This window comes from Peribacillus sp. ACCC06369 (genome assembly GCF_030348945.1).
Classification (GTDB): domain Bacteria; phylum Bacillota; class Bacilli; order Bacillales; family DSM-1321; genus Peribacillus.
Window position 1 is genome coordinate 716,833 of sequence record NZ_JAUCEN010000002.1, and the last position, 12,657, is coordinate 729,489.

12 protein-coding genes are annotated in these 12,657 nt (G+C 37.7%); 8 read left to right on the plus strand and 4 right to left on the minus strand.

The window, feature by feature from the left end:
• The first annotated feature begins 365 nt into the window (after positions 1–365).
• From QUF78_RS04245 to QUF78_RS04255, 3 genes are read left to right on the plus strand one after another with little or no spacing between them, the layout of a single operon-like run.
• Positions 366–605: a PLD nuclease N-terminal domain-containing protein gene (locus QUF78_RS04245; protein WP_034305547.1), complete on the plus strand. Its 240-nt coding sequence runs from the start codon at positions 366–368 to the stop codon at positions 603–605.
• On the plus strand, positions 602–1,507 hold the full coding sequence (locus tag QUF78_RS04250; RefSeq protein ID WP_289323707.1) for an ABC transporter ATP-binding protein: 906 nt from the start codon (positions 602–604) through the stop codon (positions 1,505–1,507). Before QUF78_RS04245 ends, QUF78_RS04250 begins: the two co-directional genes overlap by 4 nt.
• Positions 1,504–2,292 (plus strand): ABC transporter permease, encoded by a 789-nt coding sequence (locus QUF78_RS04255; RefSeq protein WP_289323708.1) that lies wholly within the window; start codon positions 1,504–1,506, stop codon positions 2,290–2,292. Before QUF78_RS04250 ends, QUF78_RS04255 begins: the two co-directional genes overlap by 4 nt.
• A 194-nt stretch (positions 2,293–2,486) precedes the next feature.
• On the opposite strand, the gene QUF78_RS04260 is transcribed toward QUF78_RS04255, so the two are convergent.
• Together QUF78_RS04260 and QUF78_RS04265 are read right to left on the minus strand one after the other, a co-directional pair.
• Complete coding sequence (locus QUF78_RS04260; RefSeq protein WP_289323709.1) at positions 2,487–3,878, minus strand: hypothetical protein; 1,392 nt, start codon at positions 3,876–3,878, stop codon at positions 2,487–2,489.
• 171 nt (positions 3,879–4,049) lie between these two features.
• Positions 4,050–4,211, minus strand: a complete 162-nt coding sequence (locus QUF78_RS04265) for a hypothetical protein (protein ID WP_289323710.1) — start codon at positions 4,209–4,211, stop codon at positions 4,050–4,052.
• Positions 4,212–5,439: 1,228 nt separating this feature from the next.
• On the opposite strand from QUF78_RS04265, the gene QUF78_RS04270 reads away from it, so the two are divergent.
• The 5 genes from QUF78_RS04270 (at position 5,440) to QUF78_RS04290 (ending at position 10,241) form a co-directional block, all read left to right on the plus strand.
• Positions 5,440–6,504: a C45 family autoproteolytic acyltransferase/hydrolase gene (locus tag QUF78_RS04270; RefSeq protein WP_289323711.1), complete on the plus strand. Its 1,065-nt coding sequence runs from the start codon at positions 5,440–5,442 to the stop codon at positions 6,502–6,504.
• Between the two features lie 217 nt (positions 6,505–6,721).
• Positions 6,722–7,012 carry a DUF3817 domain-containing protein gene (locus QUF78_RS04275; protein WP_289317979.1) on the plus strand — a complete coding sequence of 97 codons (291 nt, stop codon included), beginning with the start codon at positions 6,722–6,724 and terminating at the stop codon, positions 7,010–7,012.
• A 196-nt stretch (positions 7,013–7,208) separates the two neighbouring features.
• Positions 7,209–7,976, plus strand: coding sequence for an ABC transporter ATP-binding protein (locus QUF78_RS04280; protein WP_289323712.1), 768 nt, complete (start codon positions 7,209–7,211; stop codon positions 7,974–7,976).
• The gene (locus QUF78_RS04285) at positions 7,963–9,882 is read left to right on the plus strand and encodes an ABC transporter permease (protein WP_289323713.1); all 1,920 of its coding nucleotides are present in this window, start codon (positions 7,963–7,965) and stop codon (positions 9,880–9,882) included. The genes QUF78_RS04280 and QUF78_RS04285 overlap by 14 nt, the downstream gene beginning before the upstream one ends.
• Positions 9,883–9,887: 5 nt before the next feature.
• Positions 9,888–10,241 carry a YxeA family protein gene (locus QUF78_RS04290; protein ID WP_289323714.1) on the plus strand — a complete coding sequence of 118 codons (354 nt, stop codon included), beginning with the start codon at positions 9,888–9,890 and terminating at the stop codon, positions 10,239–10,241.
• A gap of 69 nt (positions 10,242–10,310) precedes the next feature.
• On the opposite strand, the gene QUF78_RS04295 is transcribed toward QUF78_RS04290, so the two are convergent.
• Together QUF78_RS04295 and QUF78_RS04300 are read right to left on the minus strand one after the other, a co-directional pair.
• Complete coding sequence (locus tag QUF78_RS04295; protein WP_289323715.1) at positions 10,311–11,699, minus strand: sensor histidine kinase; 1,389 nt, start codon at positions 11,697–11,699, stop codon at positions 10,311–10,313.
• 6 nt (positions 11,700–11,705) lie between these two features.
• Positions 11,706–12,407 (minus strand): response regulator transcription factor, encoded by a 702-nt coding sequence (locus QUF78_RS04300; RefSeq protein ID WP_289323716.1) that lies wholly within the window; start codon positions 12,405–12,407, stop codon positions 11,706–11,708.
• Positions 12,408–12,657 lie beyond the last annotated feature (250 nt).

Sequence of the window (12,657 nt, forward strand, 5' to 3'; positions counted from 1 at the left end):
TAAGTTTCAATCAATTTTAATGTTGACCATGAATAATAAGTTTAATTCATCATATATTGTAATGTTTGAATCATTTTCATTTATAAAAATGACACGGTTTGAAAAATAATAGTACAGAAATATTTTTTCGAAGTAAATAATAAGGCTTTTCAAATAAGTGTAAAAAAATAATGTCTTCATGAAAAAAAATTAATAAATAACACTATATTTTTATTATTATTCATTGTGATAATATTATCATTATAAATAACAATAAAAACTAAAACAATATTTTATTAAAGAAAAAAATAGGTGCAAAATTCCATTTTTAATGTTATCATTATCGATAATGATAATAATATTTCGTTTTCAAAGGAGTGGTATATATGGAATTGCATTATGGATGGAACGAATTGAAAGATATTGATTTCATGTCTATTCTGCCGATTATTTTACCGGTAATTGCTATTGGAATGATTTTAGTGCTTATAGCATTAATTGATTTATACAGAAATCGAAAGACGAGGAAAAATGTTTTATTGTGGACACTCATCATTATTTTTGCAAATACTATCGGTCCAATTCTGTACTTCGTTATTGGTAGAAAGGACAGTGAAAGAATATGAAATTAGAGATTAAAAATGTTACAAAAAAATTCAAAGAAAAAACAGCGGTCAATAATTTTTCAATGGAACTGCAATCAGGGGAATGTGTTGGATTGATAGGGCCAAATGGGGCTGGTAAATCGACACTAATAAAAGTGATTTCAGATATTATAGATCCAAGTATGGGAGAAGTATTGCTTGATGGTAAGAAAATTTCAAAAATGAAAAAGGAAATAGGCTATTTACCACAATACCCAAACTTCTTTCAATGGATGACTGCCAAAGAAACCCTCACTTTCATGGGGCAGCTCTCAGGTATCAAGAAGGAAGAATTATTAAGGGGCATTCCAGAGATAATGTCGAAAGTGGGGTTGAGCGGGGAAGAGAATTCAAAGGTGAGAACTTTTTCAGGAGGTATGAAACAGAGGCTTGGAATTGCACAAGCGTTGTTACATAAACCAGCATTGATTGTCATGGATGAACCTGTTTCGGCATTAGATCCAATCGGCCGGAGAGAAGTGTTAAATATAATAAAAGAAATAAAGAAAGATACGACAATTTTATTATCGACACATATATTAAGCGATGCAGAAGAAATATGTGAGAGATTTGTCATTATAAAGAGTGGGGAAAAAATTGAAGATACAACAATGTCAGAATTACTAAACAGGAATAGCGGAAACAAAATTAATGTCGACATAACCTCTAAAAGTCAAAAATGGATTGAAAACGTTAAAAGCTTGAACTTTGTAAAAAGTGTAGAGGTAATGGGAAATAAATTGAAGATAGAAGTGGAAAATATTGAGTCAAACAAGAATATGTTACTGGCGAATGCGCTGGAGCATAATGTTGATCTTGTAAGGTTCGAAATAGATAACGATACATTGGAAGAGATATTTTTAAAATTGGTGGTAGAAGAATGAATAATTTTACCGTTTTAGCGAAAAAGGAATTTGTTCAGATGGTACGTGAATTTAAAGTAATTTGGCTTCCACTTGCATTTATTTTTTTAGGGATAACTCAACCGGTTGTAAGCTATTATTTACCTTCAATATTAGAAGCTCTGGGTGGGGGCCAAGGTATCACCATTGATCCAAGCATGGCTGCCCAAACAGGCGGCGAAGTTCTTGCTAGTACATTAGGGTCTCAATTTGATCAGCTCGGAGTCATGATCATCATCGTTTCCATGATGGGGGTCGTACAATCTGATAAAGCAAATGGGATGCTGGCTTTCATTCTTACAAGGCCCGTGACGGTTGTATCTTATATAAGTGGGAAAATCATTTCCAATTATCTGTTTGTTGCCTGCAGTGTAGCATTAGGATACTTGGTTTCATATCTGTATGCAGTTTTTTTGTTTACGAGTGTTGATTTTGTGAATTTAATAGTGGCTTTGTTGTTCTATCTGCTGTGGATTTTATTTATCGTTTCATTCACGACGATGATCAGTACCATTTTTAATAGTCAGGGCATCATTGCATTAATTTCGATAGTATTTCTTCTCGGCTGCAGAATGATAGTTGGTTTAAGCCCGGTTATAGATAATGTGAATCCAGCAAGCATGAGTAAATATGCGATGGAAGTATTGATTTTAGGTACCGTCAATACACAGGCGATTTGGGGTGCATTAGCGGCACTTGAATTGACGGCACTAACGATATTGGTAACGAACATATGGATTTCAAAAAAGAAATTCCATAACGAATAAGTTAGGGTATGAAAGAAAAATATATCGACGAAATCTACAGTTATATCTCCGAAAATAAAAATATATCGACGAAATCTACAGTTATATCGACGATTGAAATGAAAAAGGACTGATTTTTAATTCAGTCCTTTTTAAATATGGGAATGTGGAAATTTCAATCCGTTCCGTGAGTCCATACATATCGGACAGAATCATTAAATGAGAAACATCGCGACTATCGTAGTGACTGTTAAACCAATGGTTACCGGCAGCAAATTCCTTCGAGCAAGTTCAAAGGGACTGACGTTACAGATTGCAGCGGCTGGTATCAGTGCCCATGGAATCAGGGTACCTCCGCCGACCCAAATCGCGGTTATTTGCCCAAGTGCGGTCAATGTGGCGGTTCCGCTTCCGATTGCCGTTCCAAATAGTTTGGCGACCGATCCGGCTAAAGAAATGCCTGAGAATCCCGATCCATCCAATCCAGTGATGGCACCAATTCCCGTTAATGTGACAGCGGCTATTTCTTTCGTTAAAGGAACGGAGGCCGCTAATGCGGCACCGAGGTCATTGACGATGCCGAGGGATGTTTTTGGTAAATAGTCCCCGATGATCTGATTGAATCCAGAATCACCTAAATAGAAGAATGCAGCGATTGGTATGACTGGTCCGAATACTTTGAAGCCAAATTGAAAACCCTGAATTAAATAGGCCGTTGATTTTTCAAGTCCTTGTTGTTTATGTGCGGCAAGGGATAAAATCAGCAAAATGAAAACGGCTGTACCGCCAACCAACGCCGTTGCATCTCCGCCTTGGAGCTTCAAAATCGACAATGCCACAACATCCAACAGAAAGGCGATCGGAATGAAAACGGCAAAAAACTTCTTTTGTCCCAGTGTGAGCAGATCTTCACTGATTGTTTGATCTTGGACGATTCCCTCATTATCCGCCGCCTTGATTCTTCCAAGTTTCATATCCCGCTTTAAAAGGAGAAAGGCGGAAAGGGTGGTAACGACCCCCATTGTAATGACAAGGGGAATACTCGCGGCGATGACATCACCGACTGGTATTGAAGCGGCATCCGCAGTTAGTTTAGGTGCAGCTTGAATGATGAAGTCCCCTGATAATGCTATTCCGTGACCAAAAAGGTTCATCGCCATCGCTACGCCTAACGCAGGTAAACCAGCCCGTAATGCAACAGGGAGCAAAACAGCCCCGAGTAAGGCAACGGCCGGTGATGGCCAGAAAAACCAGGATATGATCATCATGACGATCCCGATTACCCAAAAGGCAAGTGTAGGATTTTTAATGAATTTAGCAAACGGTGCAATCATGACATCATTAATGCCGGACTTCGTTAAAACCGTGCTCATGGCAACTATGATGGAAATGATTAATATCGTGGACATTAATTCCGTGATTGCGAAAATGAAGCTGTTGAATATCCCGCTTATGGAGGATGCTAAACTGCCTGTAGCCACTAAAGCCAAAAGGAAAATACCAATTATGCAGATGAGGGTAGTATCACGACGTTTTACCATAAACCCGATTATCAATGCAATGAATACAACATAAATCCAATGGAGTGCCGTTAATTCCATCTCCATGATCCGTCCCCCTCATATATATGCCTAGTTACAGATTATGAAGGAGGTACGGGGTGGTGAGTTGTTTCATGAATTTAAAGGCTTATCTTTTTTTTAGATGTCACGAAATCATTAGCGGAATCTACTAAAATAAAAGAGGACGGAATAAAACCGTTCCTCTTTTATTTGTCATCAGATAAGTTGATTATTGACTAGAAAAAGCTTGAAAAGGAGCAAAGCGTACTCAACAGTCATATCTTCTTCTTTTATATGATATTCTCCCACTATAAGACCGAACTCTCCGGATTTCTGGTAATTCTCCTCGTCTATTTGTAAGTTGTAAAAAATTTCCAAGAAACATCCACCACCACCCGAACCCTCTAATATGTAGGATTAAGATGCTAGTTGAAAGGGGCTTTTAGTTTTCTAATCTACATTTTTGTATTGTTGTTTTTCGATACAAAACAAAATACGGCTATTAATAATAGGATGACTGGAAAAGTAAAAAAGCTTCCATTATATTTTATTGAATGATCGACTTTTAAACCATACAAATAAATGAATAGTATAAAAGAAACAGACAATGCTATAGTGCCAGTTAAAAATTTCATAAAAATACTCCTTTTGTACCAATTTGTATTTAAAAAAATGTATACTTGAATTATACAGAATATTATGGAAAAAGGGGAGGTTGTTAAAAATGATAATTAATAACCGAAAGTTTTACTTCCAACTTCTTAGTATTTTGAGTCTGTTTATTTTATTGATTAGTTCTGCGAATTTATCCAAGGTTACAGCAGACTCTGAAGAGATTCTAATGTTGAATTAGAAGGAGCGAATGTAGAATTAACAGTGGACACACCGTACAACTTAACAAAAGATGATGGGACATTAATTTTTTTTGATACAGAAGAAGATTACAGTGAATATTTAAATTTTAAGAATCAAAATATCGTTTCTAGGTGCGCAACATGTAATAAAACTACAACAACAACAATTACTACTAATACAGTAAAAGAGAAAAATGGGTAAACTACCACCCTCTAACAAATGCTTGGGTTAAAGCAAGTAGTTATACCATTTCCCGTGGAAAATCCTATACTATTTCTGGTTCTTATAGTTATGGTGGGTTTAATGTGGGCGTTAGCATATCACATAACACTTCAGTTTCTGCAACAATCTCAGCTAATTCAAAAAAATATAGTAGATTAGGTGTATGGTCAGATATTACTTTCAAGAGATTTAAACACGTAGTAAAAAATCCTACTGGAAAGATTATAAATACTTATTATTCTAATACGCATATGGTGTAGGTGCTCCTTATATAAAAGTTAAATATAAATAAGATATAATCAATTAAGTTTAATCTACTTTAAATTCTAGAGATGCCCTTTAATTGAAAAGATTCTTTTGCATGCAATCCCCACGCCCAAGCCAGTTAAACCGGCCCGTAAAACAACGGGAAGAGAGAACAGGCCAAAGTGAGTTGTTTCATGAATTTAAAGGCTTATCTTCTTTATTTTCAACATTACTTCAAGTATTCTTAATTTGAATAGTAACTACTGTAAATGAGGGATAAGCCGTGAAGCAAATATATAGTGATGTCATACAATTTCGGGGTACACATTATGAGTTTGGATACATGCAAGGGGAGGAATTAAAAGATTCACTAACGGTAAAAAATCGTGAAGATCAGTGGAAGATCAGGCAGCCTCGGTTTACGGTTGAAGAGGAAGAGGTCAAGAAGGCGATTACACAATTCGCCCCTGGAGTTTGGGAGGAATTACTGGGGTTGCAAGATGCGCTTAAATGGCCAATTGAACGCGTGTTGCAGGAGTTCGGGGGATACCGTTTGGATTATGTTCGGTCGGGGTGCTCCATCATGACAGGCGATGATTATCTGATTCGCAATTATGATTACCATCCAAAGACATATGAAGGGCGCTATGTCTTATTCCAGCCAAGCGATCGAGGGTATTCAAGCATCGGCCCGAGTCAGCGAGGGACTGGCCGGATGGATGGAATGAACGAAAAAGGTTTGGTGATAGGCTATAACTTCATGAATCGCAAGAACCCTGGTGATGGGTTCATTTGTTGCATGATTGGCAGGCTGATTGTTGAATCTTGTGCGAACGTTCAGGAAGCGGTCGCGATGTTGAAGGAAATCCCGCATCGTCATTCTTTCACTTACGTCGTCTATGATAAAAGCGGAAGTACCTATATTGTGGAAACCTCTCCGAGAAATGTAGAGGTGCGCACGTCAAATGCCTGTACCAATCATTTTGAAATCATGAAACATGAAAATCGTAACCATCTTATCGATTCGAAACGCCGATTGGAAATTATACAAGATCATGAAGGGAACCTTTCATCTGCCTACGATGCTTATAGGTTGTTTAATGATACCAATCAAGGCGTCTTCTCGGATTTATATAGCAGCTGGGCGGGAACGATTCATACATCCGCTTATTTACCTAAGGAGATGAAAGCTTGGATCGCTTTGGGTGGGAACCAGGAGCCGACTTCAATAGATTTTGCGAAATGGCTCGAAGGGGAAGATGTTGAGTTAGAACGAATCAAAGGTGTAATTGATACGGATATTCCCTTCGTGCACATGGATGAGGGAGCGAATTGGTTTCGGAATTGAACGTCTTTAAGTAAAGTTGAACCCCTTACGTTGTTAACAGGCCCAATCCTTGGATTGGGCTTTTGCAAGTTTAATTTTAGGAAACGGTTCCTGGTACTATTTATTAGTGGATCTTCCAGTAATATAATATGATAGAGTAACATATTTTGGATTGGGGACAAGAAGCTGGAAGTCTGTTTGTGTGTCGTTCTTGTACAATGAATAAGGGGATGAGCGAATGTTTTCGACAGCTATTGGTTGGTTTCGGTTTATTACAATAATTGAGGGAATTTCATATGTTCTATTGCTTGCCATTGGTATGCCCATTAAGTACATATTGGATATTGGGGAAGCAACACTCATTTTGGGCAGCATCCATGGTTTCTTATTTGTCGTGTTTGGGCTTTTACTGCTCTATGTGAGCATTATATCAAAATGGTCCTTTTTAAAAATGGCGTTGATCTTCATCGTTTCATTCATCCCGTTTGGGAATTTTGTAATCGATCGCAGGCTATTGAAGCAAAGTTAAATGATAAGGGGCATACTCTAATATCGTAATTATTAAGTCCTTTGATGGTGTTTGAAAAATTCATAATGAAAAAACGTCTTCTTTTCAAAAGAAGGCGTTTTTTTATGGATTTAAGCTTGCTGTAAGGTTGGCATAACCATGCTGTAAGGATGGGCATGTAAAGTATAAGTATCAACAAAATTAAGAGGTGAAACAAATGGAACCATTATTAAAAGTGGATAATATAAAAAAAACTTATGGGAAATCAAGTGCTGCCTACACAGCGTTGGAAAATATATCTTTTGATATTCATGCAGGAGAGTTTGTAGGGATCATGGGACCTTCTGGGGCAGGGAAATCGACGTTGCTTAATATGTTAGCAACTATTGACTCGCCAACTGAAGGGGAAATTTATATGAATGATACGAGCATTCACGATATGAAGGGAGCTGACTTAACAGATTTCAGACGTGATAATCTCGGTTTCATCTTCCAGGACTACAATTTGCTCGACTCTTTGACTGTGAAGGAAAATATATTATTACCACTGGCGATTGCGAAAATTCCAGCGAAAGAAATTACTATCTTAGTGAATCGCATTGCAAAAGTATTTGGGATTGAGGATTTATTAGCTAAATATCCATACCAAATTTCCGGTGGCCAGAAGCAAAGAACAGCTGCAGCCAGAGCACTGGTGACAGAGCCGGCACTGATCCTGGCAGATGAGCCAACAGGTGCACTTGACTCAAAATCTGCGACAGGTCTGCTCGAAAGTTTAAGTGAACTGAATGAAAATAATAATTCCACCATTATGATGGTGACGCATGATGCTTATGCCGCAAGCTTCTGCAGGCGCATTATTTTCATCAAGGATGGTACGCTTTCAACAGAAATTTACCGTCGTGGCAAAACACGTAAAGCTTTCTTCCAAGAGATTTTGGATGTTCTTGCAACAATTGGAGGTGAGGTAGATGACGTTATTTAGTCTAGCGAGAAAAAATATTGCACGAAACCTCTCCCAATATTTTTTATATATCGCATCGATGGTTTTTAGCATTATCATCTACTTCACATTTGTAACATTAAAATATAGCGACACAGTTGCAGAACAAACGGCTTCATCACAAAAATTAGGTTCATTAATGAGTGGTGCGGCAGTCATCCTGATTTTCTTCGTTGCCATTTTCATTGCCTATTCAAATTCATTCTTTATGAAAAAACGTAAAAAAGAAGTGGCATTATATGCATTGCTTGGCGTACGTAATCGTCAAATTGGTTTTATGCTCTTCTTTGAAAACCTATTGCTTGGTTTGGTTTCATTAGTTGTCGGGATTTTCCTTGGATTCCTTTGTTCAAAAGGATTCATGACGATTTTGATTTATTTAATGGGCTATGATGTCATAGCACCATTTACTTTTTCGGGATCTGCAGCATTGAACACCTCAATTGTATTTCTTATTATTTTCTTGGTGACATCATTCCAGGGTTATCGTTTAATTTATCAATTTAAACTAATTGATCTCTTCCATGCATCGAAAAAAGGGGAAGCAGCCCCGAAGCCATCAATGATTGTAGCCATTCTGGGAATTTTCCTGATTGTCATGGGTTATTGGTTGGCGATGCAAGATCTTTTTACTTCTAAAGTGTGGGAAAAGGTCGGGTTTTTAATGACAGCACTCATTATATTGACAACAGTTATTGTCGGTACGTTTCTCTTGTTTCATAGCGTGACAGGCTTTGTGCTAGCCGTGATTAAGAAAAATGAAAAATGGCTATGGAAAGGCCTTCATTTAATGACGATCTCGCAACTGCTGTATCGCATTCGGGGTAATGCACGTACATTGACCGTAATTGCGGTGTTAAGTGCTACAACGGTAACGGCCGGCGGTGCGGTTTATGGTCTTTATTACAATGCAAATGACCAAGTTATGACCGTTGATCCGAATACCTTCATGTATCAGCTATCGGATGCAAAAAGCGATCAACAAGTGAGCGCTGTATTGTCAGATACAAAGTATGATGAAAATATTGAAGCGCTATCTGTCACATTTAATACGAAAGAATTAAACATGCCATCAGCATTCGATAGCTCTGATAAAAGGATTTACACGGTTATCGACGAAAAAACATATAACAAATTAGCGGAAGTTCAAGGCAAGGAAGCACTGCTTGTGAATAATGACAATGCAGTCATTTTGGATATTGGATATGACAAAAGGTTCTCACCTATATATAAGGACAAGACCATCACGACAGAAAACAACACGGCAATCACATTCCAAAGTATTAAGACACAAACAGTTTTAAATGCCGGAACAGCAGGCATTGCAGTGGTAGTATCGAATGATCAATTTAAATCATTGCAAAAAGAAGGGGAATCCCTAAAATATCGTGTTATCGGTGTTGAACAAGCTTCGAAGGATTTATCAGAAAAAATTGCAAAACAATTACCTGAAGAAGCGCTATTTTCCAGTGCCCCTCAAGATTTCCAAACAAGTATCGAGGGTGTGGGCTCATTGCTCTTTATCGGAAGTTTTCTTGGTCTGGTTTTTTTAGCTGCAACAGGCAGTATCATTTACTTTAAAGTTCTAACTGAAGCAGAGGAAGATAAATCGCAATACAATATGCTTCATAAAATGGGCGTTAACGCAAAAGAAATGCGGAAATCCATTGCATCACAAGTATTCGTAATCTTTTTCGTACCACTGACAGTGGGGTTATTACACAGTGCAGTTGCTTTAAAAGCCTTCTCGGGCTTATTGATGATGGACCTGGCAAAACCTGTGTTGATCTGGATGATTGCTTATACGGTTATCTACGGTCTGTATTATTTCTTAACAGTAGCTTCCTATAATCGTATTATCACACAAAATAATAAAACAGAAGGATGATCGAGATGAAGAAATTTCTTATGGTAGTTGGCATTTTGTTTATACTGGGAGCGGCAGGAGTCTTCGCGCTTACTAAAATAGACTTTAACCGTATGAATGCCGATAATTATTATTTGCAAATTATAGAGGATGGGGTAAAACATGAAACCAAACTTGATGATGGTTCAGTGATGACCTACTATTCTTATAAACTGGACGCAAAGAATGCAGATGGTGAAACAATACCACTAGAATTCACGGCACAAAAAAATCTTCGGAAAGATGCTTACTTGAAGATGTACGTGAAAAATGGTGATGAAGTTTCGTCATATGATGAAGTGAAATTTGAGGAAATTCCAAAAAAGGCACAAACAAAATAAATAGGGAAGTAGGGCTGTCTCCAATAAGTAAGAGGAGTACAGCCCTTTTCCTGTTAAGTAAAATGTGCATTATAAAAGGATGGTAATGGTGATTCCCTTATTTTCAACGCTAGTCAAATCAAGTTTTCCATTATGAGCCAGAATGATGTCTCTTGCAATGGCCATACCTAGTCCAGTCCCATGTGTACTGGCAGTATTCGTCCCTCGATAATAGCGTTCAAAAACCTGTTCTAAATCTTCGGAGGGAATACCGCGGCCATTATCGGCAATGGTAATTTTGGTATGAAGTTCCGATTCTAGACGAATATCATCAATTTGTATTTTCACAATGACATTTTCCTCATTGTGCACGAGTGCGTTGTAGATAAAGTTAAAAATTGCCCGCTTCAGTAATTTTTTATCCACTTTATGTTTTGCCATGTCCACATTTGCCTCAAATTCAACCTGTCGATCACCAAGTTGTGAATCATTTAAAAGCTCGATCGTCATTTCCCGAATAAACCCCACGATTTCTACATCTTCAAATTGCAAGGGGAGTCTTTGATTCCGCAAACGCATCGTTAAATTTAGGTCATCTAACAAATCTTTCATATAAGTGGACTGTCTATTAATAATGGATGAAAACTCATACAATTCCTGTGGTGTTAAATCTGTGGCGTTGTCTTTCATCAATTCTGTATACCCATGGATGGAAGCAAGTGGTGTCTTCATGTCATGTGAAACATTGCTAATCCATTCCTCACGCATTTTGTCGAGAAGATCACGTTCTTTCTCATACTGATCTAGCTTTACAGACAGTTCATTCATATTGTGAAATACATCTTCATAAACGCCTTTTGGTATGCTCATCTTTTTAAAACGTCTTTCACGAAGCTGCTGAATTCCTTCTATTAAAGTGTTAAGTGGTGTCGTTAATCTTTTACCAAATAATAGTCCAATGACTAGGGCAATAATGATATCCACGGTTAAAAACAGTAAAAGTATGATGTTGATGTAATTTAAAATGTGAACATAATTATAGGACAGTACATATCGGCCTATTCCTCGATCTTTAACCCCTACAAAATAGCTGAAATCATGAGCTTCGCCGGCAAAAACAGTCGTCTCTGCATCAATTTCTTTATACTTATACATTTGGACGATTTCAACAGGGGAATATACGGTTGGCAATTTTTGAGGTGTGTAATAGGCTGCGACTTGTTCACCCTTATCATTCAAAAATTGTATCCAGGCGTTTGTGTTCCGCAGTTTTTCCAGTCCTTCTTCATTTACCATTGGTTTGCCATCTATTAGCTCTACATATTGTGAAAAAGATCGGCTAAAGTTTTCCGCAGATTCCTCTTCCGTGTCGAAATGAACAAAGAGTAAGCTTAAGAGTAAAATTGTATTTACAATCCCTACGATTACAACTATTGTCACAACGGATCCTAAAAAGCGCCGTGTCAATTTCCACTTCATCTTGTTTCACCCCTTGGTTTGTAATTTATAACCAAGCCCTTTAACGGTTATTAAAAACAAAGGCTTTGAAGGATCCACCTCGATTTTTTCGCGTAAACGGCGAATATGTACCATCACTGTATTATCAGAGCCAAAGAAATCATCACCCCACACATGTTCAAACAAAGTCTCCTTGCTCAAGATCTGATTCGGGTGATGCATAAAACAGCTCATCAGCCCGATTTCTTTAGCTGTGAGCTCGATTGTGTTGCCATCCTTTTTCACTTCATTTTCATTGGCACTAAGCTCAAAAGGACCAACTTGTAATTTTTTCGGAGCCGCTTTGTCCTCTGAAAAGCCAGCACGTCTCAGCTGTGCCTTTACTCGATAGGCAACTTCTTTCGGACTGAAAGGTTTGGTAATATAATCATCCCCGCCTATTGCCAATCCTAAAAGCTTATCAATTTCCTCATCCTTTGCGGACAAAAATAAAATCGGAACATTGGACACTTCACGAATTTGCTTGCATAAATCATATCCTTCACCATCTGGAAGCATAATATCTAGCAAGACTAGTGCAGGATTGAATTCCTGAAACTTTGCCCATCCATCCGCAATCGTCCCTGCCGTAATAATATTTGGAATACCTTCCTTATGTAAAACTGTCTCCATGAGACGTGCTAAATCTTCTTCATCGTCAATAATTAAAATACACTGACCATTTGACATTCTTCTACCTCCCAAACATCAATCATACCCTACATTATAGAGTACCCTTCAGCAAAAAATAAGGGAAAGTGAAAGATATTTCTTATAAGTAATAGAATTTTGGCATCCATTCCATAAGTTTCACGAAACACGTAAATGAAAATGTACTGTAAGGATCAGGGACCCCGATGCCTGATCTCTATTTAGTTTAGGAGGTTTCTTTTCATTTGGGGAGAAAGAAGATGGCGCTTCATACTGATTTGGTAAAGGT

What these genes read in the sequence shown, in the direction of transcription:
- QUF78_RS04245 (WP_034305547.1), top strand. Translation starts at nt 366, where the DNA reads ATGGAATTGCATTATGGATGGAACGAATTGAAAGATATTGATTTCATG.
- QUF78_RS04250 (WP_289323707.1), top strand. Translation starts at nt 602, where the DNA reads ATGAAATTAGAGATTAAAAATGTTACAAAAAAATTCAAAGAAAAAACA.
- QUF78_RS04255 (WP_289323708.1), top strand. Translation starts at nt 1,504, where the DNA reads ATGAATAATTTTACCGTTTTAGCGAAAAAGGAATTTGTTCAGATGGTA.
- QUF78_RS04260 (WP_289323709.1), bottom strand. Translation starts at nt 3,878, where the DNA reads ATGGAGATGGAATTAACGGCACTCCATTGGATTTATGTTGTATTCATT.
- QUF78_RS04275 (WP_289317979.1), top strand. Translation starts at nt 6,722, where the DNA reads ATGTTTTCGACAGCTATTGGTTGGTTTCGGTTTATTACAATAATTGAG.
- QUF78_RS04280 (WP_289323712.1), top strand. Translation starts at nt 7,209, where the DNA reads ATGGAACCATTATTAAAAGTGGATAATATAAAAAAAACTTATGGGAAA.
- QUF78_RS04285 (WP_289323713.1), top strand. Translation starts at nt 7,963, where the DNA reads ATGACGTTATTTAGTCTAGCGAGAAAAAATATTGCACGAAACCTCTCC.
- QUF78_RS04290 (WP_289323714.1), top strand. Translation starts at nt 9,888, where the DNA reads ATGAAGAAATTTCTTATGGTAGTTGGCATTTTGTTTATACTGGGAGCG.
- QUF78_RS04295 (WP_289323715.1), bottom strand. Translation starts at nt 11,699, where the DNA reads ATGAAGTGGAAATTGACACGGCGCTTTTTAGGATCCGTTGTGACAATA.
- QUF78_RS04300 (WP_289323716.1), bottom strand. Translation starts at nt 12,407, where the DNA reads ATGTCAAATGGTCAGTGTATTTTAATTATTGACGATGAAGAAGATTTA.